We start from the raw sequence: 24,846 nt of genomic DNA, 5'->3' as shown, positions 1-24,846 counted from the left end.
ACTCATTTTTATCTGGATTGAATGGGATATGTCACTTTTCATTAAAACACGAATCTGATAATGGCCCCGATCACTACAATAGCCCCGATGATCATTAAAATGGTACGAAGCATAGGATAACATCTCCTCTTCACTGTCATGTACTTTACCATGCCCTGCCGGAGCTGTTTTAAAACATGAAAGAGAGCGCCGGCATGAAGCTCCGGCGCTCTCGCTCGATTAAGAATCAGCACGCAGTGTGAGTAAGACGACTGACATTGGCGGCAGTTTTGCTTTCAGTTTGTTTTTGTTAAGCGTATATCGGCTGAAAGACTCCGGTTTGACGTGATGAGGATCGTCAAACGTGTTATGCGCATTCATTTTTTCTGCCGTGAGAATGACTCCGGAATGGTCCGCTGTCTTGTGAAGGCCTCTCAGCTCAATCTCAGCCTCCGCTTTGTTTTGGTGGTCGATGTTGCAGATCGTGATATTGATATCGCCTTCTGCATGTTTCGATGCTGAAATACTGATTTGCGGCAGCGTTTCACCCTTCCATTCATAGTCAGCAGACGTTGTTTCAGTCTCTAAAAGAGAAGCGTCCTGGTGTACCTTAAACATATCAAATACATGGTACGTCGGTGTCAAAAGCATGCGTTCTCCCTCAGTCAAAATCATCGCTTGAAGAACGTTTACCGTTTGGGCGATGTTGGTCATTTGCACCCGGCGGCAATGCTGATGGAAAATGTGGAAATGAGAAGCCGCCACCAGTGCATCACGAATGGTGTTTTGCTGATAAAGGAAACCAGGGTTCGTGCCTGGCTCAGGATCAAACCACGTGCCCCATTCGTCTATGATCAGCCCGACCCGCTGCTCTGGATCGTACCGGTCCATAATCGTTCCGTGTTTTTGAATCAATTCATCAATGTATTTGGCTTTTTTCATTGTAATAAACCATTCATCCTCCGTGAATTCTGTGGCTGATCCTTTGCCCTTCCAGAAATCACCCGGAATCGTATAATAATGAAGGCTCAATCCGTCCATCAGGCCAGCAGCTTTTTTCATGAGCACGTCTGTCCAATTAAAATCATCTACATTTGCGCCGCCTGCAATTTTATATATTTCATTGCCGCTGTAATTGCGGACATAGGTTTGAAAACGCCGGTACAGATCGGCATAGTATTCAGGATGCATGTTGCCGCCGCAGCCCCAGTTCTCATTGCCCACGCCGAAATATTTCAGCTTCCAGGGCTCCTCTCTTCCATTTTGTTTTCTCCAGTCTGACATCGGCGTGCCGGCTTCAAACGTCATATACTCGATCCATTCCGCCATTTCCTGAACGGTTCCGCTTCCGACATTGCCGCAAATATAAGGCTCGCATTCAAGCAGCTCGCAAAGCATCATAAATTCATGCGTTCCGAATTCATTTGATTCAATTGTTCCGCCCCAGTGAGTGTTAAGCATCGTCTTACGGTCACCGACACCGTTTGCCCAATGGTATTCGTCCGCAAAGCACCCGCCCGGCCACCTGAGGACAGGGATATGAAGCTGCTTGAGCGCTTCCAGCACATCCTTTCGAATTCCGTTTATGTTGGGAATGCTTGACTCCGTTCCGACCCAAATCCCCTCATAAATCCCTCTTCCTAGATGCTCCGCAAAATGACCGTATATATTTTTGTTAATAGTTCCTTTTACAATATCCGTCTGGATCACTGCTTGATGTTCAGACATGCTTGATCATTCCTTTCATACGAATATGAAAAGCACCACAGTCAAATATGTGATCTGTCTTTTGCCTGAGGAGTCAGCATGAATGTAAGCGCTTTTAAAGTAACCATATTATATATGTTCGTACATGTCAATGATATTTTTTCTAAACTTTATATTTGTACGTATGTATTTGAAAATGTAAAAACCCCGAACTTCAGCAGTCCGGGGTTTTCTTTACGAGTGTATGTTTAATTGTTTGAATTCCTCAGTTAATAACGGGACGACATCAAATAAATCGCCTACAATGCCGTAATCCGCTATTTTAAAAATATCTGCTTCGGGATCTTTATTGATGGCGACAATCACCTTGCTGTTTGACATGCCGGCCAAATGCTGGATGGCGCCGGAAATGCCGCAGGCAATATACAAATCCGGGGTAACGACTTTTCCGGTCTGTCCGATTTGGAGAGCGTAATCGCAATAATCAGCGTCGCATGCCCCGCGAGATGCCCCGACTGCGGCCCCCAGCACATCTGCAAGCTCCTGCAGCGGCTGAAATCCTTCCTTGCTTTTGACTCCGCGGCCGCCCGCAACAATAATTTTTGCTTCGGAGAGATCAACGCCGTCCGCTGTTTTTTTCACGACTTCTTGGATAACGGTGCGGAGGTCTGTAAGAGAAACATCAATGCTATCGATACTCCCCGACCTGCTGGCGTCTTTTTCTGCAGCTTGAATGTTATTGGGGCGAATCGTTGCAAAAATCAGCGGATCGGTTGAAATGACGCGTTCAAATGCTTTCCCCGAGTAAATTGGCCTTGTAAATACGATATTTTCTCCGGTAACGCTTACATCTGTAGCATCAGAAATTAAGCCTGTTTGCAGCCGGGCGGCAAGCTTCGGTGAAAGGTCCTTTCCCATTGCCGTGTGCCCGCATATAACGGAATCGGGCTTTTCTTGGTCAATAATGGCCCTCATGACCTGGCTGTATCCATCTGCCGTATATGCTTTCAGCTTCGGATCCTCGGCTGTGAGAACTTTATCGGCTCCGTAATGGATAAGCTCCTGTGCAACGCTTTGTACATTTTCTCCAATCAGAACACCGATGACTTCTCCATCGCCTGAAATGGTTCTTCCTGCAGCTATTGCTTCAAAGGTGACATTCCGCAATTCTCCGTCGCGAATTTCTCCGAGTACGATCACTTTTTTTCCCATTCTAACATCCCCCTGTTTCTTTGAATGTCCAAGCTTTAAATGACTTTAGCTTCGCTGCGGAGCAATGAGACGAGCTCTTTTGCCTGTTCGGCAGGCTCACCTTGGAGAAGCTTCCCGGCTTCTTTTTTCGGCGGCAGAAAACGTTCGATCGTTTTCATCTTTGGTTCAGCATCCTCTTCGTCAAGATCAAGATCATCAAGTTCAAGCTCTTCAAGCGGTTTTTTCTTGGCCTTCATAATTCCCGGAAGCGATGGATAGCGCGGTTCGTTTAAGCCCTGCTGAGCTGTGACAAGCAATGGGAGTGTCGTTTTGATTTTTTCAACATCCCCTTCGACGTCCCTTTCTGCTTCCGCATCAGTGCCGTTGATTTCGAGTTTGGTGATCGTTGTGATGCACGGAATGTCCAGAAGCTCGGCAAGCCGCGGCGCCACTTGTCCTGATCCTCCGTCAATGGCAACATTTCCGCCGAGAATCAAATCAAACTCCTGATCCTTCATATAGTGGTATAAAACTTGAGAAATGGAATATTGGTCGGGTTCTTCAAGATCATCTTCTATGTTGATTAAAACGGCTTGGTCACATCCCATGGCAAGCGCCGTACGCAATTCCTTCTCCGCATCTTCACCGCCGACAGTGACGGCGGTGATCGTGCCGCCGTGCTTTTCCTTCAGCTGGATGGCTTCTTCTATTGCGTACTCGTCGTATGGATTAATGATCCATTCCGCTCCGTCATCCTGAATTTTTCCTGCTTCAATGACGATTTTTTCTTCTGTGTCAAACGTCCGTTTCATCAGTACAAATAGATTCATGATCATATCCCCTTTTATTCGCCTTTGAACTGAGGCTTTCTTTTTTCGAGAAATGCCTGGATGCCTTCTTTGGCGTCCTCTGACTCAAATGCTTCTCCAAACCGCTTCGCTTCAAGCTTTAAGCTGCCTTCATAGGAATACACCTTGTTTGAGTAAAGAAGCTCAAGCAGTGATGCCAGCGTTTGCGGGCTTTTTTCTGCAAACTTAGCGGCAAGTGCTTTTGCTTTTTCAAGCACTTCTGCTTCATCCTTTGCTCCAATTGACACAAGCCCGAGATCAAGCGCTTCTTTTCCGGATATCGGTTCTCCAGATCCGATGAGCTCAAGCGCTTTGGCTGTACCGATATATCTTGGTAGACGCTGTGTCCCCGCAAAACCCGGTATAATACCGAGGTTAAGCTCCGGGAGCCCCAGTTTGGCATCTTCTGCCGCAATTCTGATATGACAAGCCATCGCAAGCTCCAGCCCTCCGCCAAGAGCAGCACCGTGAATCGCTGCGATAATCGGTTTCGGGAAGCCTTCAATTCTTTCCATCAGCTGCTGGCCGCGCTCAGCCAGCAGTGAGGAATCCTCATTGCCTTTAAGTGATGTAAATTCTTTAATATCAGCGCCGGCTGAGAAAAATCTTCCCTCACCGTGAATGATAATGCTTCGTACGCCTGCATCTGTCTCACATTGATCAAGACAGGAGGACAGCTCTTCTAATATCCGGCTGGAAAGCGCATTTGCCGGCGGATGGTGAATCGTCAAAACTGCCACAAATTGATCAACTGCCAGTGATATTGCATTCATAGGACAGAACCCCTTTACTTATTGTGAATTCCGGACACCAACAATTCTAAAACGCTGTTTGACAAGGCAGCGAGATCGTACTTTTGGTCATTCATAACCCAAGTTGTCACAGTTTCGTCAATCGTTCCAAAAATCATCTGCCGGGCGAGGCGGACATCGAGGCCCTCTTTTAATTCGCCTGATTGTATGCCTTCGGTCAAGATGCCATCTAAAATATTTAAGTAGCCTTTTAATATTTCATTGATTTTCTGGCGCAGCTCCAAGTTTGACTGGCGGAGCTCAAGCTGAGTGACAATCGCGAGATTATGGTCATCGGCTAAAAGGGAAAAATGCTTTGAAATCACAAGCGCCAGTTTCTCTTTCGCTGTTGTCTTTTCTTTTATGTCCTCTTCCATCCGCTCAATAAATTGGCCCATTTTTTCTTTGAAAAGAGAAATTAAAATGTCTTCTTTGTTTTTGAAATAGAGATAGATGGTGCCGTCCGCTACTCCGGCTTGTTTGGCAATTTTGGATACCTGTGACTGGTGGTAGCCGTTTTCCGCAATGACTTCTACTGCTGCATCAATAATCTGCATATACTTTGGCCGTTTTTGCTTCAATGTTCATCGTTCCTTCCTATAGAAATGAATGACTATTCATTCATAATTTCATGATAAAAAGGATTTTCGGCTTTGTCAAGTTTATTCACAGGTGTTCTCTTTTTCTTCTGTTATTTGATGTGATGATTTTCAATTTCTTCTTCGAGTAAACGCCTTCTTAAAATTTTCCCGACCGCTGTTTTCGGCAGCTCTTTTCTGAACTCATAGGCTTTCGGCACCTTGTAAGGAGCGAGGCGAGATCTGGCAAAAGCGTCCAGTTCTTCTGCATCGGCTTTTGCATCTTTCTTTAACACGACAAATGCTTTTACTGTTTCTCCCCTGTAGGAATCGGGCACACCTGCAACCACAATTTCCTGGATGGCTTCATGTTCATAAAGCACCTCTTCGACTTCACGCGGGTAAATATTATAACCGCCGGCGATAATGATGTCCTTCTTCCTGTCGGCAATATAGAAAAAGCCCTCTTCATCCATATAGCCCATGTCTCCGGTGAACAGCCAGCCGTCTCTTAGTACAGCGGCGGTTTCCTCCGGTTTGTTCCAATATCCTTTCATGACTTGCGGACCTTTTACAATGATTTCTCCATGCTCATATGGAGCGGCAAACTCACCCGTCTCCTCAGAATAGATCGCTGCGTCAGTACCCGGCCAAGGACAGCCGATACTGCCCGGCTTGTTTTTCCCCCAGATAAAATTGGCGTGCGTCACTGGGGATGCCTCAGACAAACCATAGCCCTCCACAAGCTTTCCGCCAGTCACCTTTTCAAATTTCTGCTTTACCTCAACAGGGAGCGCGGCAGATCCGCTAAGACAGCTTTTAATCGATGACAGATCATATTGCTGCAATTCGGGGTGATGCAAAAGGCCGATGTAAATCGTCGGTGCGCCTGGAAAGAGCGTCGGTTTTTGTTTGTCGATGATTTTAAGCGTTTCGAGCGGATCGAACTTAGGAAGAAGAATCATTTCAAAGCCTTGCTTAATCGAATAATTCATCACTGCCGTCAGCCCGTAGACGTGAAAAAACGGGACGATGCCAAGCACTTTTTCAGCGCCTTCCTTCACATCGTACATCCAAGCCGCGCACATTTCGGTATTGGCCAAAATATTCCGGTGCGTGAGCATGACCCCTTTTGGAGCCCCCGTTGTTCCTCCGGTATACTGGAGAACAGCGATATCATGTTCAGGATCGATCTTCGGGATTGTCAGAAGCTCCATTTTTTCCTGCTTCATGCTGGAGGCGAACGTGTGAATGTGATCTTTTTTGTCAAAATCGATGTGCACTTTTTGTTTTTGCATCAGCGGGTAAAGAATATTTTTCGGAAAAGGCAAATAGTCTTTTATGCTGGTTATCAAAATCTGATCGACGATTGATAACGTTTTCATTTTTATTGCCTTCGGGAAAAGCAAATCTAAGGTGATGATCACGCTTGCCTCAGCATCTCTCAGCTGGTATTCTAGCTCGTGCTCGGTATAAAGCGGATTCGTCTGCACCACGATGCCACCTGCAAATAAGACACCGTAATAAGAAATGACTGATTGCGGGCAATTGGGCAGCATGACAGCTACTCTGTCTCCTTTTTGCAGGCCATTGTTCTGCAAAAAAGCTGCGAGTTTAAGAGCATCCGTCAGAATGTCATGAAAGGTGAGTTTTTTTCCAAAGAAAGATACGGCAGTTTTTTCAGGGAATCGTGCGGCGGAGTCTGTCAGGATAGATTGCAGGGTTTGGTTCGGCAATGGAAGCTCATGCGGGATATCGTCGGGATACTCGGCAAGCCACGGCTTTTGAGACTGCATAAAACCTCCCCTTTCGGTTTTTGAGTTCCACCCTATCATTATAGCAGATGGACGGCAAAAAAAAGAAAAAGAAAGGGAAATCTTTCTTTTTCTCATGATACGAACAGATATATAAGTCCAATTACCAAAAAGATTCCCGCCGTGGCGAGCAGTACTTTTGCAAGCTTTTCCATCTATTCTCCGTCCCCTTATATTCCGGCTGCCACCACAAATGAAAGCCCGACAGAAATGACAAATGAAATAAAGCCGACAGCCCGGTTATCATTCTCGATTTCCTGATCAATTTTAAACCGCGGAGTCAAAAACTCAAAAATAAAGTAACTGATCAGAAGCATAACAAACCCGTAAACACCCCAGCCGATCATTTGCAGCAGAGAATTGTGCTGGGAGATGGAATGCTGAAACACGTTTGCGATTCCTAAAATTTTTCCGCCGGTCGCCATTGCCACCGCAAGATTTCCTTTTTGAATCTCTTCCCAGTTTTTATAAGCCGTCACCAGCTCAAACACAGTCAAAAAGAGGACGAGGCAGAGAACCGCGACACTGTAATATGCCGCGATTTCCACAAGCTCGTTTTCCCAAAAATCACTCATGGCCATACTCCCTTTTATTTTAGTTCAACAACCGTAACGCCTGATCCTCCCTCACCTGCTTCACCGAAACGGGAGCTTCTAACGCTGCGATGGTTTTTCAGGAGATCCTGCACGCCTTTTCTTAAAGCGCCGGTTCCTTTTCCGTGGATGATTGACACTCTTGGATATCCGGCTAATACTGCATCATCCAAGTATTTTTCAACACGGCTGAGGGCATTTTCATAGCGTTCGCCGCGAAGGTCAAGTTCAAGCGATACGTGGTAGTCCTTCCCTTTGACCGCCGTAATGATTTTTTCTTTTTTTGGTTCTGGAGCTGATTTGATAAACTCCAGGTCTTTTTCTTTTACTTTCATTTTTAAAATTCCGATTTGAACATTCCATTCATTGCCGCCGGTTTTTTCAAGCAGCGTTCCTTTTTGCCCGAAGGTGAGGACTTTCACCTCATCACCAGGCTTGAAGTCGCGTTTTTGCGTTTTCGGTTTTTCTGGTTTTTTGGACTTTTCAAAAGTAGGAACTGCGCCTTCTAACCGTTTCTTCGCGTTGATCAGCTCGTGATCCTTGAAGGATTTGTGTTCTTCTTTTATTGAGCGCAATTCATGAATAATATCTTCGGCTTCTTTCGTTGCCGCTTTTACTTTTTCAGCCGCTTGCTGTTCAGCCTCTTCGAGCATTTTGTCTTTTTTGCTGTTGAGCTCGATAATTTGCTGCTGCAGCTCTTTATGCAGCTTTTCTGCTTCTTTTCTGATTGATTCCGTCTCAGAAAGTTCTTCTTCCGCGCGTTTTTTGCTTTGTTCGAGCGACGCAATCATCGTGTCGACTTCGTTATGCTCGGCCGTCATTTCTGATTTGGCCTGCCCGATAATATGGTCCGGGAGTCCGAGGCGTTTTGAAATTTCGAAGGCGTTGCTTCGTCCCGGCACACCAATTAAAAGTTTATAGGTTGGTGACAGTGTTTCAATGTCAAATTCGACGCTGGCATTCATGACGCCTTCTCTGTTATAGCCGTATGCCTTTAATTCCGGGTAATGCGTCGTGGCTAACACTCTAGCATTGGTGCGATGCACGTCATCCAAGATGCTCATGGCGAGGGCCGCCCCTTCCTGCGGGTCTGTCCCTGCGCCCAGTTCATCGAAAAGCACAAGACTGTTTTCATTGACATGTTCTAAAATGCCGACAATGTTCACCATATGGGATGAGAACGTACTTAAGCTTTGCTCAATCGATTGTTCATCGCCGATATCAGCAAACACATGCTCAAATACGGCGGCTTCTGACCCTTCATCTGCCGGAATATGAAGTCCGGATTGCGCCATCAAGGTTAACAGGCCTAACGTTTTAAGGGTGACTGTTTTCCCCCCGGTGTTTGGCCCTGTAATGACAATGGTTGAAAAATCGCCGCCAAGCTCGATGTCATTAGCAACCACTTGATCAGGCGGAAGCAATGGGTGGCGTGCCTTTTTCAAACGGACAAAGCCGTTGTCGTTCACGATCGGTTTTGTCGCTTTGACCGCTTTTGCATATCTTGCTTTTGCAAAAATAAAGTCAAGCGTCTGTAGCACTTGCAAATCTTGAAAGAGCTCTTCTGTGTGCTCCGCCGTATGCTCTGTGAGCACGCGCAAAATCCGTTCAATTTCTTGCTTTTCTTTCACTTTCGCCTGCTGAAGCGAGTTGTTCATATCTACGATCGCCTGCGGTTCAATGAACAGTGTCGCGCCTGAGGAAGAGGTATCATGCACAATTCCTCCGTAGCTTGATCTGTACTCTTGTTTGACCGGGATCACAAAACGGTCATTCCGAATCGTAACGATCGTATCAGACAGCATTTTTGAAGCGGAGGAGGAGCGCAGCATGGACTCTAACCGGTCTCTGATTCTCGATTCGAGTGTTTTGAGCTGTGTGCGGATTCCTCTTAATGTTCCTGATGCATGATCAAGCACTTCTCCGTGATCATCAATGCAGGAATTAATGTCCCGTTCTAAATCGGAAAGCGTGATAAGCTGTTCAGCATGCTGATGGATCAGCGGAATGTCGACGCCGTCTTCAGCCATTTGGCTGATAAAATGTTTCATTTGTTTAACTGCGTAAAGCAGACCTGAGATCTCAGTGAATTCTGAAGGACTGAGAACACTGCCGATTTCCGCCCGTCTTAACGCTCCTCTAATATCAGTAAGGCCGCCAAATGGCGCCTGCCCTCTCAGCCGGATAATGGCGGAAGCTTCATCTACTTCATCAAGCTGTTTTTTGATTTCGTCTATAGAAGCAGAAGGCTTAAGCTCGAGAAGCATTTCTTTTCCGAGCGATGAAGCGGCGTGCTCAATAACCTGTTCTTTCACTTTATGAAATTCAAGAGCTGATAATACTTTTTGCTGCACGATTGTGTGAGCCTCCTTACTTAATCGTTGCGCTTCAGGAATGCCTCTACGTCTTTAAGCGACCGGGCATTCAGAACGTTTTTCGTTTCCGTCCATCCTTTGCGCGCGGCAGTAACGCCGGTTTTCATATCGTCTAACATCTCAATATTATGGGCATCGGTATTAATGACCAATGTGACCCCTTGTTCGTTTGCTTTGATTAAATGTTCTGTGCGCAAATCGAGGCGCGCAGGGTTGGCGTTGAGTTCAAGCGCCGTATTTGTTTTCTTCGCAAGCTCAATCAGCTTATCAATATCGATTTCGTAACCGGCCCGTCTGCCGATCAGGCGTCCGGTCGGGTGTGCGATAATGTCAACATGCTTGTTGGTCAGTGCCGTCTCAAGCCGTTTCATAATGACGTGTTCTGGCTGATTAAAGCTGGAATGAATCGATGCAATAACGATATCCATTTCGGCCAGCACGTCGTCATCATAATCAAGCGTACCGTCAGGCAGAATATCCATCTCGACGCCTTTCAAGATCCGGAAATTCTCGAACTCAGCATTCAGTGCGTCAATTTCTTTTGCCTGCTGCTTGAGCCTTTCTGCAGTCAGCCCGTTGGCAACCTTTAAATATTGTGAGTGATCGGTGATCGCCATATATTGATAGCCTTTTTCCATGCATGCTTCAGCCATCTCTCTGATAGAAAACGCCCCATCGCTCCACGTTGAGTGCATGTGGAGATCTCCCTTGATTTGCTCGGGCTCTATCAATTCAATGCTGTCGCTGTAGGTTTCCACTTCTTGCCCGCTTTCACGGAGCTCCGGCGGAATCAGCGGCAGGCCGAAGTGCGCATAAAATTCACGTTCACTCGGAAATGTTTTGATATCTCCGGTTTCAACTGTCTCGACGCCGTATTCACTGATCCGCTCGCCGCGTTCTTTCGCGATTTGGCGCATCTTAATGTTGTGATCCTTTGATCCCGTAAAATGATGGAGTGTTGTCGGAAACTGCTCTTCCGTGACAAGACGGAAATCAACGCTTGTTTCATATTCAAAGGAAAGGATAACGGACACCTTCGTATCTCCGCTCGCGATCACGCTTTTGATGTTTGGCAGTGCAAGCAGCTGCTCTCTTACTTCAGCCGGATGATCTGTGGCAATGATATAATCCAGATCCTTCACCGTTTCCCGCGCTCTGCGGAGACTTCCGGCACGGGAAAATTTGATGATATCCGTAAATTGAGCAAGATGCTCTTCAATGTCCCTGGCGATCCGGAGGGCGTAGCCGATCGGGAACCGTTCAGGCTGTTTTCCGGCTTCCCCGAGCGCCTGTAATATTTTTTCTTCTGATTTTTTGCCAAAACCCGCAAGACCTTGTACCTTTTGCTGTTCACAGGCTTCCTTCAGAGATTCTGCATCATGTACGCCGAGCTCTTTATACAGCTTTGCGATTTTTTTGCCGCCGAGGCCCGGCAGCTTCAATAAAGGCACGAGTCCTTCCGGCACTTCTTTCTGCAGCGATTCGAGTGTACTTGACTTTCCTTCATCTATATACTCTTTAATGACGCTGTACGTTCCTTTTCCAATGCCGGACAGCGACATCATATCGTCCATTTCTGATAAACTGCGGTCATCCTGTTCCAGGGCTGCCGCTGCTTTTCGGAAGGCGGATACTTTAAACGGGTTGTCCCCTTTGAGTTCCATGTAGACTGCAATGGTTTCAAGCAGCCGGATAATATCTTTTTTATGCATACAATAACCCCCAGACGTTCACATATGTTTCCATCATACTTGAAAAAAACTTCTCCGGACAAGAGAAGTTTTTTATGCCCCGTACTGTGTCCACAGCTCTTGTAGGAGCCCTGACAAATACGGTGTATGGTTAATGATCACATTTGCGAGAGACGATTGCCCCATCATTTGCTGCAAAGCATCTACCGGAAGCACGGATGCAACATACAGCAGCACAAATGTAAATAAATAGACTTCAAGAAAACCGAGAACGGCGCCCAGCACCTGGTTGATTTGTTTAATCACCGGAATGCCGGCTACAATACTCAAGAATGAGCCTATGATTCTCAGTAAGATTTTAGCGATAATAAATAAAACGATAAACGCAATCGCATTATAGTAGGCTGCTTCCAAATTTCCCGTAAAAAAAGAAAGAGCCGGCTGTCCCGCTGAAAAATCGGGTGCGGGAATCCACTTTAAATGCGGCGCCACATTTTTATAGAATAAAGCCGCAAAGGCGATCGATAAAATAAAGCTCGTCAAGCGGATAAACTGCAGAATAAAACCGCGTTTTAATCCCAGTAAAGTCCCCATCAGGAGCAAGATTAAGATGATGATATCTAGCATAGTTGTTCAATCCTTTTCTTTAAGCTGACGCTCCAGTTTCTCATATTTCTCTTGTAATTTGACATAATCGTGCACCACATTTACCGCTGTCAGCACTGCAAGTTTATTTATATCAAGGTATGGATTTTTTTCATTGATTTCTCTCATTTTATCATCAACAATTCCGGCGACATACCTCATATGGGCTTTGCTTTCTTCACCGACAATCGTGAAGTGCTGGCCGTAAATGTCAACGGTTGTTTTTGTTTTTTTGCCGTCAGACAACGTTTCTCCTCCATTCCGCGAGAATCCTAGTTCTTATCATAACACGTTTATTAAATGAATGGAAAGACGAGCCTCCCGCTGTTATGATACACTGGTATATACAGTGAAAAGTGTAAAAAAAGGAGATTATTACGTGTCCCATTCTGTGATAAAAGTACCGTTGTCTGCTATTGACCAAATGAAAATGACGTATAGCGGTTCGCTTACTGCCTCTGTTCCGCAGGGAGCCGTTTTTCAGGCGAAACCGCCAGGCTGTACCATTACAGCATATAAATCCGGCAAGGTCTTGTTTCAAGGCAAAAACGCAGCGGCAGAATCCGCGCGCTGGGGAACAGCAGAGCCGCAGGAAAAGAAGAAAACGGCCAAAAAGCCGGCTGATCCCCGCTATGTTCCTCCGGCAAATATCGCCGGAATGTCTGTTATCGGCTCTGACGAGGTCGGAACTGGAGATTACTTTGGTCCGATGACGGTTGTATGCGCGTACGTCGACAAAACCATGCTTCCTTTAATGAAGGAACTCGGTGTTAAGGACTCTAAAGACTTAAAGGACCCGCAAATCATTGAGATTGCCCGAAACCTGATCAAAACCATTCCGTACAGCCTGCTTGTGTTAAAGAATGAAAAGTACAACAGCATGCAGGAAAAAGGCATGAGCCAAGGGAAAATGAAAGCCTTGCTGCACAATCAGGCCATCACCCATTTGTTAAGAAAAATGGACGGGGTAAAGCCTGAGGCCATTTTGATTGACCAATTCGCTGAGCCTGGCGTCTACTTCAATCATTTAAAGGGCAGAGACATTGTGAAGGAGCGGACCTATTTTAGCACAAAGGCTGAAGGCATTCACCTGTCAGTCGCCGCTGCTTCAATCATTGCAAGATATTCGTTTTTAATGGAAATGGATAAACTATCGCGTGAGGCAGGAATGACGCTTCCGAAAGGGGCCGGCCCGCACGTGGATGAGGCGGCTGCCAAGCTGATCCTTAAAAAAGGGGCATCCGCTCTCAGAGCCTTTACAAAACTCCATTTTGCCAATACGCAGAAAGCGCAGCGCCTTGCCGCTAAAAAACGTTCATAGAAAAAAGCTTGCAGATAAATCTGCAAGCTTTTTTATTAGCCTCTTAAAACGGCCTGATATTTGTCTTCTAACGCCTTCAGCACTTTGCTGTGCGCCTTTGTCACTTCTTCTTCAGTCAGGGTTTGTTCAGGGTTTACATATTGAAGTGAGAAAGCAACTGACTTTTTGCCTTCCTCCATATGCTCGCCTTCGTATACGTCAAAGACGGATACTTCTTTCAGAAGCTTTCCGCCAGCCTCTTTAATGACGCTTTCGAGCTGGCCGCTTGTGACGGATTTATCTGTTACAAGCGCGATATCACGTGTCACAGACGGATATTTTGGAATCGCCGTGTAAACAAGCGGTGCTGTTTCCGCTGCGAGTAACGCATGAAGATCAAGCTCAAACACGTATGTCTCTTTTATATCCAGTTCTTTTTCCAATGAAGGATGGACTTGGCCGATGAAGCCGATAAGAGAACCATTCAATAGAATGTTCGCTGTTCTGCCTGGGTGCAGCTGTTTGCGTTCAGACTGAACAAATTCAATGCTGTCGAGGACGTTCAGTTTTTCTAACAGCCCTTCTACAATTCCTTTGGCGACGAAGAAATCAACTGTTTTTTTCTCGCCCTGCCACAGCTGCTTGCGCCATAATCCGGTAACAGCTCCTGCCACGCGTTCTGTTTCAACAGGTTTTGTGTCCTCTTCCTTCTTCAGGAAAACGGAGCCGACTTCGTACAGTGCGACTGAGTCAGTCTGTCTCGCCAGGTTGTAAGAAACGGAGTCAAGCAGATTCGGAACAAGACTGTGTCTGAGAATGCTTCTTTCTTCACTCATCGGAAGCGCAAGCACAGTGTTCAGTGATTTTTCAATCGCAAACGCTGCCGCTTTCTTCTCGTTTGTCAGTGAGTAAGTGATGGCTTGTGACAAGCCTGCGCCTTCAAGAAAACGTCTGACTTTACGACGTTTTGCCTGATATGGCGTTAATCCGCCTGTTGTTCCCGCTGTCTCAGGAAGCGTAGACGGAATGTTATCATAGCCGTACAGTCTTGCCGCTTCTTCAATTAAATCCTCTTCGATTGTAATGTCACCGCGGCGTGATGGAACTGTCACGACGAGCAAATCATTTGCTTCACCGACAGTAAAGCCGAGACGATTATAAATGCTGATCAGTTCTTCTTTGCTGATTGTCATGCCGAGGACGCTGCTCACTTTGTCAGCAGAAACATGAATGTTATTCGCTTCGATTGTCAGATGATCTTCCTCAACAGTTCCAGCGAGCACTTCACCGCCTGCATACAGATGGATCAGCTGTGCAGCCCGTTCAGCCGCAAGACGTACGCGCGCCGGATCAATGCCTTTTTCAAATCTTACGCTTGATTCACTTCTCAAACCAAGATCTTTGGAAGCCTTGCGAACCGTCTGTCCGTTGAAGTACGCAGCCTCAAGCAAAATCGTTTTCGTATCTTCCTGAACCTCTGACTCTGCTCCTCCCATGACACCGGCAACGGCTTGCGCTTTCGTTCCGTTCGTAATGACAAGGTGATCGGCAGACAGCTTACGTTCTTGATCATCAAGGGTTAAGATCGTTTCATTTTCAGCTGCTTTTCTTACTACGACTTCCTTGGAGCCGAATCTGTCATAATCAAACGCATGAAGCGGCTGTCCGTATTCCAGCAGGACAAAGTTTGTGATGTCAACAACGTTGTTGTGCGGGCGAATGCCTGCATTCATCAGCTTTGTCTGCATCCAAAGCGGTGACGGAGCAATCGTGACGTTTTTAATGATTTTTGCAGTATACAGCGGGTTCGCTTCTTGATCTTCGACTTTGACAGCGATGTAATCAGACGCTTGTTCTGAAGCAGCCGGATAATCCGTTTGCGGAAGTTTTACCTCTGTATCTAAAATTGCCGCAACCTCGTAAGCAACACCAAGCATGTTCATGGCATCAGCGCGGTTTGGCGTTAAACCAAGCTCAAGGATCGCATCGTCAAGCTGTAAAGCCGCTAAGGCATCGTTTCCTGTTTCAGCGTCATTCGGGAATACGAAAATGCCTTCCGCATACTCCTTCGCCACAAGCTTGCTTTCAATGCCAAGCTCCTGTAAAGAACAGATCATGCCGTTTGATTCTTCACCGCGAAGCTTTGCCTTTTTGATTTTGAAATTGCCCGGCAGCACCGCTCCGACTGTTGCAACTGCGACTTTTTGTCCTTTATCCACATTCGGCGCGCCGCAAATGATTTGTACAGGTGCTTCCGCTCCGATATCAACAAGGCATTTATTCAGCTTATCAGCATTCGGATGCTGCTCGCGCTCCAGCACGTGGCCGATGACAACGCCTTTGATGCCTTCCCCTTTGTATTCAATTCCTTCAACCTCAATGCCGGCTCTTGTAATTTTCTCAGCAAGAACAGCCGGGGCCATGCCTTTTATGTCAACATAATCCTCTAACCATTTATAAGAAACAAACATCCTAGCATCCTCCTCTTACGCCTGTTTAAACTGCGAAATAAATCTGACATCGTTTGTATAGAAGTGGCGGATATCATCAATGCCATATTTCAGCATCGCGATACGCTCAACACCCATTCCGAATGCGAAGCCCTGATATTCCTTCGGATCAAAGCCAGCCATTCTCAGCACGTTCGGGTGAACCATGCCAGCGCCGAGGATTTCGATCCAGCCTGTTCCTTTACATACTGAGCAGCCGTTTCCTCCGCATTTAAAGCATGTCACGTCTACTTCTACTGAAGGCTCAGTAAACGGGAAGAAGCTTGGGCGGAGTCTGATTTCGCGGTCTTCCCCGAACATTTTTTTCGCAACGAGTTCAAGCGTTCCTTTTAAATCACTCATGCTGATGTTTTTGTCAACGACAAGCCCTTCAATTTGCATAAATTGGTGAGAGTGCGTCGCATCATCGTTATCACGGCGGTATACTTTACCCGGACAAATGATTTTAACCGGCCCTTTGCCTTCGTGCTTTTCCATCGTCCGTGTCTGAACTGGAGAAGTTTGCGTTCTCATCAGAGTTTCCTCTGTAATGTAAAAGCTGTCCTGCATATCGCGCGCAGGGTGTTCTTTCGGCAGGTTGAGCGATTCGAAGTTGTAGTAATCCGTTTCAACCTCAGGTCCTTCCTCGACAGTGTAGCCCATACCGATAAATAAATCTTCAATTTCTTCAATGACAACTGTGAGCGGATGGCGGCCGCCGACTGCGACAGGGTTCCCCGGCAGCGTGACGTCAATTGTCTGTCCCGCAAGCTTCTGCTTCATTTCTTCTTCTTCAAGCTTCTCGTTTTTGATAGCAATCGCATTGGCGATACGCTCTCTTACTTCGTTCGCGAGCGCGCCCATTTTCGGACGTTCCTCAGCAGAAAGTTTGCCCATTCCGCGCAGCACTTCTGTAATCGGCCCTTTTTTTCCGAGATATTGCACCCGAATATCATTGACAATCTTTAATGAGCTTGCCGCTTCTACTTGTTCTAAAGCTTCTTGTTCCAGCTGTTTTAGCTTTTCTTCCATTTTGCATCCTCCTTTTATGTAACAAACCGTTATATGTCTTTGGAAAACAAAAAAAACCCGTCCCTTGTACAAGGGACGAGTTGTGGCCGCGGTACCACCCTTATTTCAGACAGACTGATGCTGTCGTCAGCTTCATTGACATAACGGAATCAGATTCCGGTTCACCTTTACGCGCAGTGTGCGCGGTCCCGGCGACAACTCAAGAGGTGAAGACAATTTCCGGCTGCGTTAAAAATGCTCTCAGTCAGCGGCATTTTCTCCCTGGAAAGCAGTTGATCAGAAATTGAGGTCCTCTGTCACGGTTTTTCAAATATTATGTTCTATTATAGAGAAATCCAACGCTTCGCGCAACACTATCCTCGCAAGTGATACACGAGGATGGCAGCCGCAATCGCAACGTTCAGTGATTCAGCCTGTCCGTAAAGCGGCACGTACAGGTTCAAATCCGTTTTTTCCAGCAAGGCGGCATCCACCCCTGCCCCTTCATTTCCTACAATGAGCGCAAAGGATTCAGCCTGAGGCATATCCCTGTAAGGCGCTCCGTTTTGCAGCGCCGTGCCGTACACTTTTACCCCCTCTGCTTTCAATTCATCCACATATGTATGCAGGTTTCTTCTCACAACAGGAATATGAAAGTGAGAACCTTGTGCGGATCGAAGCGTTTTTCCGTTAAAGGCGTCCGCCGTGCCGTCACCGAGCACAACCGCATCTAAACCGGCCGCATCTGCTGTCCGAATCATCGTGCCGAGGTTTCCCGGATCTTGAACAGCGTCAATCAGCAGCACCCGCTGAGGCGACGCCAGTTTTTCTTCAGGCATATGGCACACAGCGGCGATCTGCTGCGGCGTTTCAGTTTCAGTAACAGCTGAAAACGCATCTTCACTCAGCACGTAGCACTGGATGCTTACATCAAGTTCTGACGGAATTTTCGTTTCATCCTTTACAAGGATTTCTTTCACCGTGCCCGGGCTCTTGAGCGCCTCTTCAACAAGATGTTCTCCCTCAATCAGAAATGTATTCGTTTTTGTTCGTTCTTTTTTCGTGTGAAGCTTTTTCCAATCCTTCACTTTTTGGTTTTTTGCGGATTCTATTTGTTTCACTGTCTGTGTGGCTCTCCTTTTTTTAACATGATGTTATTATATCGCAAGAACAGCACATAATAAACCAGGTGCAGGGTTAGAATATACGTATAACATTTTAGGAAAAGGAGCGTTTTTACATGGATCTTAATTTACGTCATGCCGTCATTGCCAATGTAACCGGCAATAATCAGGAGCAGCTTGAACATACAATTGTGGATGCGATTCAAAGCGGTGAAGAAAAAATGCTTCCGGGGCTCGGCGTTTTATTCGAAGTCATTTGGCAGCACGCATCCGAGAGTGAGAAAAACGAAATGCTAAAAACGCTTGAAGGCGGATTAAAACCCGCCCAATAAGACATGAAACCGGGTGACAGCGCCCGGTTTTTTTCTTATATAATAAAAACATGATGAGGGGGATCGCCATGTTTTTACAACCGTTATTAGCGAAAAAAATCATTGCTGAAGTCAAAAAAATGTACGAACGTGAAGTCATTATTGTGAACACAGACGGTCTCATTATGGCAAGCACAAATGATGAGCGGGTCGGACGTTTTCATGAGGGAGCGCTCATCTGCGCAAAAGAGAAGCGCAATGTCATTATTACAAAAGAAGATGAAAAGAAATTAAAAGGAGTGAAGGCAGGCCTGAATCTCCCTGTATTTTCTGACCGTGATGTGATCGCCGTCTTCGGGCTGACAGGCGAGCCCGCTGAGATTCAGCCATACGGGGAGCTGCTTCGGAAAATGACAGAACTGTTCATTAAGGAATCGTGGTATTTAGAGCAGTCCCAGTGGCGTGAGAGAATGCTGGAGTCCTTTATGATTGATTGGCTGCAATTAAAAGAATGGTCACCCGGTTTTCTGGAGAAAGCCCAGCTTCTTGGTATTGACCTTGCCTCCCCGCACCAAATGATTCTCATTCAAGGCTATGAGTGGTCACGCTATGAAATTGAACAAATGACACATATCTGGAAATCAGCGTACCCTTCGGATTTGTTCATCAGGTGGGGAAATGAACGGATTCTGATTAATCACGAAGTGCCAAAACATGAACAGAGGGATCGGCTTTTACGGCAGATTCTTCTCATTTGTTCGTTTGCTCATACCGCAAACAGCCGATATGCCGCAGCTGGCGCCGGAAGGGCTGTTGCAAGCTCCAGCCTGACAGACTCATACGAGCAAGCGGAAAAAGCGCTGGCTGTCAGCCTTAAGCGAAAAACGCCCATCTTCGAAGAGGATCTGAAGCTTGATATGTGCCTGACTGAGATCAGCCCTGGTACCCGTAATGAATTTCCGCAAAGGGTATTCCGTGAGGCACTTCAACGTCTGGAGCTTATGAATACGATACGGACTTTCTTTCATCACGATTTGTCTTTGAAACAAACCGCTGAAGACATGCATATACACATCAATACATTGCGTTATCGTCTGTCTAAGGCTGAACAGCTGACAGGTTTGCGTTTTGACCGCACTGAGGACATCGTCACAATGTATGTTGCACTCTATTTTTTAGATCAAGATACAAAATAAAGAGAGTTTCAGTTTCATTATTTATATGTTTCTCCATGGAAGGCTTTGCTTTTTTTCTCTTACAATAGATTAAAAGCGTTTTTTGACAGGGGGATGGGTGAAATGATCACCAAAGATCTAAAAAAACAGCTGATACAAATCGTCGGACCGGAAAACTTTGATGACTCCAATGCCGGGCGTCTCGTCTATTCATATGATGCGACGCCGCAGTTTCAGTCTATGCCTGATGCCGTGATTGCACCGAGGAATACAGATGAAGTATCACGAATTTTAGCGATTTGCAGCGAACATCAAGTGCCGATTGTTCCAAGAGGATCAGGGACAAACCTGTGCGGCGGCACGTGCCCGACTGAAGGCGGACTTGTTCTTCTCTTTAAGCATATGAACCGGATTCTTGAGATTGATGAAGAAAATTTGACCGCCACAGTCCAGCCGGGCGTCATTACGCTGGATATGATCCGCGCGGTTGAAAGCAAGGGTTTGTTTTATCCGCCTGATCCGAGTTCTATGAAAATATCAACCATGGGCGGAAACATCAATGAAAATTCCGGCGGGCTCCGCGGATTAAAATACGGCGTCACCCGCGACTATGTTATTGGGCTGGAGGTTGTGCTCGCAAATGGTGACATCATCCGCACCGGCGGAAAACTCGCAAAGGATGTGGCCGGATACGATCTCACACGTCTTTTTGTCGGCTCAGAAGGAACACTCGGCATTGTGACAGAGGCAATCGTCAAACTCGTTCCAAAGCCGGAAACAAAGAAGACGCTGCTTGCCCTTTATGAAAATATCGACGCCGCTGCTCAAACGGTATCAGACATCATTGCCGCAAAAATCATACCCGCCACGCTTGAATTTCTCGACCAACCTACACTTTTGGTGATTGAGGATTATGCCAGAATCGGCCTTCCGACAAACGCAAAGGCGGTTCTGTTAATTGAGCAAGACGGACCGCTTGAAATCGTAGCACGGGATATGGAAAAGATTGAGGCGATTTGCAAAAAAGGCGACGCCGTTTCCGTTCAGACCGCACAAACAGAGGAGGAAGCGTTTGCCCTGACTGAAGCCCGGCGTTCTGCACTTTCTGCCCTAGCCCGCCTCAAGCCGACGACGATTTTAGAGGATGCGACCGTTCCTCGCTCAGAAATCGCCAATATGGTAAAAGCGATTAATGATATTGCTGCTAAATATGATATTTCCATCTGCACCTTTGGCCATGCGGGAGACGGGAACCTTCACCCGACATGCACGACAGACATAAGAAATGAGGATGAAATGGAACGTGTCGAACAGGCTTTTGCCGAGATTTTTGAGAAAGCGATTGAACTTGGCGGGACGATAACCGGAGAGCACGGGGTCGGGGCCATGAAAGCGCCTTACTTGGAAATGAAGCTAAAAAAAGAAGGCATTGCCGCGATGAAAGCGCTGAAAGCGGCATTTGATCCCCGTAACATATTAAATCCCGGCAAAGTGTTTGCGAAAGACGCCAGAAAACGTGTGGTGACGGAAAGATGACAACAGATAAAGAAATGAAACAGATCCAGAATGAGTTTAAAGAGCGCATGGATGAAGGCGAGCTTTTGAATTGTATGCGCTGCGGCTTCTGTCTTCCTTCCTGCCCGACCTATATCGAATCGGGATTTCAGGAAACTCACTCTCCGCGCGGGCGCATCGCCTTAATGAAAGCCGTAGCCGACGGTATGATTGAACCGGATGAAGATGTCGAACGGTCGCTGTCACTTTGCCTCGGCTGCCGCGCCTGTGAACCTGTATGCCCGTCAGGCGTGAAATACGGACAGCTGCTTGAGGAAGCCAGAGATATTATCCACCAAAATAAAAAACACTCGCTCGGCGCACGTGTCATGCGAAAGGCGGCTTTTCACGAGCTGTTTCCTCATCAAAACCGCATGCGCTCAGCTGTAAGCCTTATCGGTTTGTATCAGCGGTCAGGACTGCAAAACGCTGTGCGTAAAACCGGTATGCTTCGCGTCCTGCCTGAGCATTTGCGAACGATGGAAGCGGTTCTTCCTGATGTTCCTAAAAGCAAAGACATGAAGCATCGGCCGCGTTTACTGCCGTCAATTGGCCCCATGAAAAAACGGGTTGCCTTTTTTTCGGGCTGCTTAATGGATACAATGTTTTTACCGACCAACAATGCCACACTAAAACTTTTACAGCTGGCAGGCTGTGACATTGTTATTCCGCCTGAACAGGCTTGCTGCGGTGCCCTGCATGGACACAGCGGTGAAAAAAACGCAGGCAAGGAGCTCGCGAAACAAAATATCGCTGCTTTTGAAGCGTTAGACGTGGATGCTGTCATTACAAACGCAGGAGGATGCGGAGCCTTTCTCACTGAATATGATCATTTGCTGAAGGATGACCCCGAGTGGTCGGAACGGGCTGCTGCGTTTGTTCAGAAGCTGAAAGATTTTTCGTCCGTTTTGGTTGAGCTCGATTTCCATCAGATGGACCTAGCACTCGAGACGCCGCAGATCATTACCTATCAAGATTCATGCCATCTAAGAAATGTGATGCATACGTCGCTCGAGCCCCGCCAGCTTCTTCAAAGCATCAAGGGAACCGAATTCAGAGAGATGGATAAAGCGGACAGCTGCTGCGGATCAGCGGGAATTTATAACATCGTGGAAGCTGAGATGTCTATGAAAATACTGGACAGTAAAATGGCTGCCGTCAAAGCAACCGAAGCGATCGTCATTGTGACAGCAAATCCAGGCTGTTTGCTGCAGATGAAACTCGGCATTGAACGCGAAGGACTAAGCGGTAAAGTCAAAGCCGTTCACCTGGCTGATTTGCTGCTGGAAGCATCTGGACACAAAACATCATAAGAAAGCCCAAAACAGAAATTGTTTTGGGCTTGTTCGTTATTCCATCGGACTGCAAATTTCAATATAATGTCCATCTGGGTCTGCAATATAGGCGACCGTCTGCCCCCATGGCTTCACTTTAGGCTCTCCAATAATCGTGACGCCTTGTTCTCTCACCCTTTTGATGACTGCTTCTACATTTTCAGTCACAAACCCGATTTCAAATGTGTTTGAAGCAGATGTATCCGGAATGTCCAGCGCCGTGATGTCTCTGGCGCTCTCTCGCGTATTAAGCGCCAATATCGTAGACCCTGTATCAAATTCGACATACGTGCCGTGTTCAGCACGAATCGGCAGTCCTAAAATATCCCGGTAAAAATGAATAGCCCGCTTGCTGTCTGACACGTATAGAATAAGATATTTCATTGATAGATTCATTGCTAACCCCCCTCAGCATTTTCAATAGTCCTTCTAGCCCGGTATAGATGCTTCCATCCTTAAGCTCGGATCTTTCCACATCTGCGCCCATTTTTTCACAGCCGCCACGATAATGATGAAGCCTAATACCAGCATGATGATCGATAATACGCCATTCAATACACTATATCCTGCTGCTTCAGGATTGAGATACACATTGCGCACCATCCAATAGCCTGCATAATTGACAGTGACATATAAATAGGCAAGCGGGATAAGGCAGGTCAGAATGTAACGGCGTTTATCGGCGATTTTCAGTACTATCGTCGCTCCGATAATCAGCCCCACTGAAGCCATCAGCTGATTGGACACGCCGAACAGCGCCCAAATGGAACCGATATCCCCTGAATACAGCAAATAACCCCACATCAAGCAGGCAAGCGCGCTGGCAAATACAGATCCCGGAATCCAGTCTGTTTTCTTCAGCGGCTTATACACCTCTCCGAAGAAATCCTGAATCAAATAACGGGCAACACGTGTGCCGGCGTCAATCGCTGTTAAAATAAATACAGCTTCAAACATAATGACAAATTGGAAAAAGTATGAGGCCAAATGGCTGAAAAACGGCATTCCGGTAAAAATATAAGTCATTCCCACCGCAAGCGTGACGGCTCCCCCTGTTCTTCCTTCTAAGTCCAAACCGATTTCCCTGCTCAATTCAGGCAAATGTACGACATCCATGCCGAGCGTACGGAAAACCTCAGGTGTGCTGTTAATCGCAAAGTAATCAGCAGGCTGTAAGGCGGTTGCCGCAATCAGTGCCATGATACCGACAAGACACTCGACAAGCATTGCACCGAACGCAACCGGCTTCATATCACTCCACTTATTCAGCATTTTCGGCGTCGTTCCTGAACCGACAAAAGCATGAAATCCCGAGATCGCACCGCAGGCAATGGTTATTGAAATGAATGGCCAGACGGGCCCTGCCAGCACCGGCCCTCCGCCTTTTACGAATTCTGTAAACGCAGGAAACGGGATGGAGGGATTGACGACAAACACCCCAGCAATCAAAGCGATAAAAACACCGATTTTCATAAAGCTGCTTAAATAATCACGGGGTGCGAGAAGCAGCCAAACAGGAAGCGCCGCTGCAAAGAACGCATAAACAGGAAGCGCCACTGAAAGCGTTTTCGTATCTAGCGTTAAAAAGTCACCGAGCGCGGTAGTCTGCACCCATGGGCCGATAAAGACTCCTGCCATTAAAAAGAGAAAACCGATTGTTGACGCGAGCTTTAAATTTCCTGTTTTCTTATAAAATAAGCCCACGCCCATCGCAATCGGAATCGTAATCCCTACCGCAAACGTTCCCCACGGATTGCGTTCAAGCGCGTGCAGCACAACCATCGACAGGCCCGCCATCGTAATCGTGATAATAAACAGCATGGACAGTCCCGTGCAAAATCCGGCAACAGGGCCGAGCTCATCCTTCGCCACTTCCGACAGCGACTTTCCATTTTTGCGCATCGATGCAAAGAGCACAACAATATCATGGACGGCTCCCCCTATTACCGCCCCGATTAACAGCCATAATAATCCCGGCAAATAGCCGAACTGCGCGGCCAGAATCGGTCCGACCAGCGGCCCGGCCGCTGCGATCGCCGCAAAATGATGGCCGAACGAAACCCATTTATTTGTAGGCACATAGTCTTTTCCATCCTCAAGCGCGTGAGCAGGCGTCGGCTTGTCATCATTCACTTTGAGAACCTTCACCATCATAAATGTTCCGTATAAACGATAGGCGATAGCCAAAATACACATTGACGCTATCACAATTGTAACCGCATTCATTTTCTCCCATCCCCTTTGCTGTTTTTCATAAATATATCATAATTTCATAGTGAAAAGCGGTCATTTTTTCCTATACAAAAAAGCCGGCTGGAATGGGCCGGCTTGAGACA

23 protein-coding genes are annotated in these 24,846 nt (G+C 46.7%); 6 read left to right on the top strand and 17 right to left on the bottom strand.

All coding sequences use genetic code 11. The features are described from left to right. Positions 1–219: 219 nt before the first annotated feature. From abfB to zapA, 11 genes are all read right to left on the bottom strand, one after another. Positions 220–1,707: an alpha-L-arabinofuranosidase AbfB gene (abfB, locus tag KHQ79_RS01345; RefSeq protein ID WP_060399228.1), complete on the bottom strand. Its 1,488-nt coding sequence runs from the start codon at positions 1,705–1,707 to the stop codon at positions 220–222. Between the two features lie 213 nt (positions 1,708–1,920). Continuing rightward, a complete protein-coding gene (gene etfA, locus KHQ79_RS01340) occupies positions 1,921–2,898 on the bottom strand; it encodes an electron transfer flavoprotein subunit alpha (protein ID WP_084993007.1) in 978 nt (325 codons plus the stop codon). Positions 2,899–2,933: 35 nt separating this feature from the next. Beyond that, complete coding sequence (gene etfB, locus KHQ79_RS01335; protein WP_060399230.1) at positions 2,934–3,707, bottom strand: electron transfer flavoprotein subunit beta; 774 nt, start codon at positions 3,705–3,707, stop codon at positions 2,934–2,936. A 14-nt stretch (positions 3,708–3,721) separates the two neighbouring features. Beyond that, positions 3,722–4,498 carry an enoyl-CoA hydratase gene (locus tag KHQ79_RS01330; protein ID WP_003237668.1) on the bottom strand — a complete coding sequence of 259 codons (777 nt, stop codon included), beginning with the start codon at positions 4,496–4,498 and terminating at the stop codon, positions 3,722–3,724. A gap of 14 nt (positions 4,499–4,512) precedes the next feature. Next, on the bottom strand, positions 4,513–5,097 hold the full coding sequence (gene fadR / locus KHQ79_RS01325; protein WP_225514067.1) for a fatty acid metabolism transcriptional regulator FadR: 585 nt from the start codon (positions 5,095–5,097) through the stop codon (positions 4,513–4,515). A 110-nt stretch (positions 5,098–5,207) separates the two neighbouring features. Further along, a complete protein-coding gene (gene lcfA, locus KHQ79_RS01320; protein WP_225514066.1) occupies positions 5,208–6,890 on the bottom strand; it encodes a long-chain-fatty-acid--CoA ligase LcfA in 1,683 nt (560 codons plus the stop codon). A gap of 188 nt (positions 6,891–7,078) precedes the next feature. After that, positions 7,079–7,483, bottom strand: coding sequence for a DUF350 domain-containing protein (locus KHQ79_RS01315; protein WP_003237674.1), 405 nt, complete (start codon positions 7,481–7,483; stop codon positions 7,079–7,081). Between the two features lie 14 nt (positions 7,484–7,497). Continuing rightward, positions 7,498–9,855, bottom strand: a complete 2,358-nt coding sequence (locus tag KHQ79_RS01310; protein WP_060399233.1) for an endonuclease MutS2 — start codon at positions 9,853–9,855, stop codon at positions 7,498–7,500. A 20-nt stretch (positions 9,856–9,875) separates the two neighbouring features. Continuing rightward, positions 9,876–11,588: a DNA polymerase/3'-5' exonuclease PolX gene (gene polX, locus KHQ79_RS01305; protein ID WP_225514065.1), complete on the bottom strand. Its 1,713-nt coding sequence runs from the start codon at positions 11,586–11,588 to the stop codon at positions 9,876–9,878. A 72-nt stretch (positions 11,589–11,660) separates the two neighbouring features. Continuing rightward, positions 11,661–12,194: a CvpA family protein gene (locus KHQ79_RS01300; RefSeq protein ID WP_003237680.1), complete on the bottom strand. Its 534-nt coding sequence runs from the start codon at positions 12,192–12,194 to the stop codon at positions 11,661–11,663. 6 nt (positions 12,195–12,200) lie between these two features. Then, entirely contained in the window at positions 12,201–12,458 is a 258-nt protein-coding gene (gene zapA / locus KHQ79_RS01295) for a cell division protein ZapA (RefSeq protein WP_003237682.1), read from the bottom strand. A gap of 133 nt (positions 12,459–12,591) precedes the next feature. Between zapA and rnhC the strand changes: the two genes are divergently transcribed. Then, positions 12,592–13,533, top strand: coding sequence for a ribonuclease HIII (gene rnhC / locus KHQ79_RS01290; protein ID WP_060399235.1), 942 nt, complete (start codon positions 12,592–12,594; stop codon positions 13,531–13,533). A gap of 35 nt (positions 13,534–13,568) precedes the next feature. Here the strand turns inward: rnhC and pheT are convergent, their stop codons facing one another. Together pheT and pheS are read right to left on the bottom strand one after the other, a co-directional pair. Beyond that, positions 13,569–15,983 carry a phenylalanine--tRNA ligase subunit beta gene (gene pheT, locus KHQ79_RS01285; RefSeq protein WP_225514064.1) on the bottom strand — a complete coding sequence of 805 codons (2,415 nt, stop codon included), beginning with the start codon at positions 15,981–15,983 and terminating at the stop codon, positions 13,569–13,571. 15 nt (positions 15,984–15,998) lie between these two features. Further along, the gene (gene pheS, locus KHQ79_RS01280) at positions 15,999–17,033 is read right to left on the bottom strand and encodes a phenylalanine--tRNA ligase subunit alpha (protein WP_003237687.1); all 1,035 of its coding nucleotides are present in this window, start codon (positions 17,031–17,033) and stop codon (positions 15,999–16,001) included. 80 nt (positions 17,034–17,113) lie between these two features. Here pheS and KHQ79_RS01275 point away from each other — a divergent pair, with 80 nt between their 5' ends. Next, the gene (locus KHQ79_RS01275) at positions 17,114–17,320 is read left to right on the top strand and encodes a hypothetical protein (RefSeq protein WP_019259117.1); all 207 of its coding nucleotides are present in this window, start codon (positions 17,114–17,116) and stop codon (positions 17,318–17,320) included. 66 nt (positions 17,321–17,386) lie between these two features. Here the strand turns inward: KHQ79_RS01275 and KHQ79_RS01270 are convergent, their stop codons facing one another. Beyond that, entirely contained in the window at positions 17,387–18,133 is a 747-nt protein-coding gene (locus KHQ79_RS01270; RefSeq protein ID WP_003237689.1) for a TrmH family RNA methyltransferase, read from the bottom strand. A gap of 119 nt (positions 18,134–18,252) precedes the next feature. Between KHQ79_RS01270 and sspI the strand changes: the two genes are divergently transcribed. The 4 genes from sspI (at position 18,253) to KHQ79_RS01250 (ending at position 22,489) form a co-directional block, all read left to right on the top strand. After that, complete coding sequence (gene sspI, locus KHQ79_RS01265; protein WP_003222464.1) at positions 18,253–18,468, top strand: small acid-soluble spore protein SspI; 216 nt, start codon at positions 18,253–18,255, stop codon at positions 18,466–18,468. A 68-nt stretch (positions 18,469–18,536) separates the two neighbouring features. Next, positions 18,537–19,643, top strand: a complete 1,107-nt coding sequence (locus tag KHQ79_RS01260) for a CdaR family transcriptional regulator (RefSeq protein ID WP_225514063.1) — start codon at positions 18,537–18,539, stop codon at positions 19,641–19,643. Between the two features lie 102 nt (positions 19,644–19,745). Beyond that, the gene (gene glcD, locus KHQ79_RS01255; protein WP_225514062.1) at positions 19,746–21,158 is read left to right on the top strand and encodes a glycolate oxidase subunit GlcD; all 1,413 of its coding nucleotides are present in this window, start codon (positions 19,746–19,748) and stop codon (positions 21,156–21,158) included. Next, entirely contained in the window at positions 21,155–22,489 is a 1,335-nt protein-coding gene (locus KHQ79_RS01250) for a (Fe-S)-binding protein (protein ID WP_225514061.1), read from the top strand. The genes glcD and KHQ79_RS01250 overlap by 4 nt, the downstream gene beginning before the upstream one ends. A gap of 36 nt (positions 22,490–22,525) precedes the next feature. On the opposite strand, the gene KHQ79_RS01245 is transcribed toward KHQ79_RS01250, so the two are convergent. From KHQ79_RS01245 to cstA, 3 genes are read right to left on the bottom strand one after another with little or no spacing between them, the layout of a single operon-like run. Continuing rightward, positions 22,526–22,894, bottom strand: coding sequence for a VOC family protein (locus KHQ79_RS01245; protein ID WP_225514259.1), 369 nt, complete (start codon positions 22,892–22,894; stop codon positions 22,526–22,528). Next, positions 22,809–22,997, bottom strand: coding sequence for a hypothetical protein (locus tag KHQ79_RS01240; protein ID WP_225514060.1), 189 nt, complete (start codon positions 22,995–22,997; stop codon positions 22,809–22,811). Before KHQ79_RS01240 ends, KHQ79_RS01245 begins: the two co-directional genes overlap by 86 nt. Continuing rightward, entirely contained in the window at positions 22,940–24,736 is a 1,797-nt protein-coding gene (cstA, locus tag KHQ79_RS01235; protein WP_225514059.1) for a carbon starvation CstA family protein, read from the bottom strand. Before cstA ends, KHQ79_RS01240 begins: the two co-directional genes overlap by 58 nt. Between the last annotated feature and the right edge of the window lie 110 nt (positions 24,737–24,846).

This window comes from Bacillus sp. TSO22, from assembly GCF_020223595.1.
GTDB lineage: Bacteria > Bacillota > Bacilli > Bacillales > Bacillaceae > Bacillus > Bacillus inaquosorum.
This window is presented reverse-complemented; position numbering and strand designations above follow the sequence as displayed.

Excerpts from the sequence above, each read along its gene's own strand:
- abfB (WP_060399228.1), bottom strand. The coding sequence starts at position 1,707 with ATGTCTGAACATCAAGCAGTGATCCAGACGGATATTGTAAAAGGAACT.
- etfA (WP_084993007.1), bottom strand. The coding sequence starts at position 2,898 with ATGGGAAAAAAAGTGATCGTACTCGGAGAAATTCGCGACGGAGAATTG.
- etfB (WP_060399230.1), bottom strand. The coding sequence starts at position 3,707 with ATGAATCTATTTGTACTGATGAAACGGACGTTTGACACAGAAGAAAAA.
- KHQ79_RS01330 (WP_003237668.1), bottom strand. The coding sequence starts at position 4,498 with ATGAATGCAATATCACTGGCAGTTGATCAATTTGTGGCAGTTTTGACG.
- lcfA (WP_225514066.1), bottom strand. The coding sequence starts at position 6,890 with ATGCAGTCTCAAAAGCCGTGGCTTGCCGAGTATCCCGACGATATCCCG.
- KHQ79_RS01315 (WP_003237674.1), bottom strand. The coding sequence starts at position 7,483 with ATGAGTGATTTTTGGGAAAACGAGCTTGTGGAAATCGCGGCATATTAC.
- polX (WP_225514065.1), bottom strand. The coding sequence starts at position 11,588 with ATGCATAAAAAAGATATTATCCGGCTGCTTGAAACCATTGCAGTCTAC.
- KHQ79_RS01300 (WP_003237680.1), bottom strand. The coding sequence starts at position 12,194 with ATGCTAGATATCATCATCTTAATCTTGCTCCTGATGGGGACTTTACTG.
- pheT (WP_225514064.1), bottom strand. The coding sequence starts at position 15,983 with ATGTTTGTTTCTTATAAATGGTTAGAGGATTATGTTGACATAAAAGGC.
- pheS (WP_003237687.1), bottom strand. The coding sequence starts at position 17,033 with ATGGAAGAAAAGCTAAAACAGCTGGAACAAGAAGCTTTAGAACAAGTA.
- sspI (WP_003222464.1), top strand. The coding sequence starts at position 18,253 with ATGGATCTTAATTTACGTCATGCCGTCATTGCCAATGTAACCGGCAAT.
- KHQ79_RS01260 (WP_225514063.1), top strand. The coding sequence starts at position 18,537 with ATGTTTTTACAACCGTTATTAGCGAAAAAAATCATTGCTGAAGTCAAA.
- glcD (WP_225514062.1), top strand. The coding sequence starts at position 19,746 with ATGATCACCAAAGATCTAAAAAAACAGCTGATACAAATCGTCGGACCG.
- KHQ79_RS01250 (WP_225514061.1), top strand. The coding sequence starts at position 21,155 with ATGACAACAGATAAAGAAATGAAACAGATCCAGAATGAGTTTAAAGAG.
- KHQ79_RS01245 (WP_225514259.1), bottom strand. The coding sequence starts at position 22,894 with ATGAAATATCTTATTCTATACGTGTCAGACAGCAAGCGGGCTATTCAT.
- KHQ79_RS01240 (WP_225514060.1), bottom strand. The coding sequence starts at position 22,997 with ATGGGCGCAGATGTGGAAAGATCCGAGCTTAAGGATGGAAGCATCTAT.
- cstA (WP_225514059.1), bottom strand. The coding sequence starts at position 24,736 with ATGAATGCGGTTACAATTGTGATAGCGTCAATGTGTATTTTGGCTATC.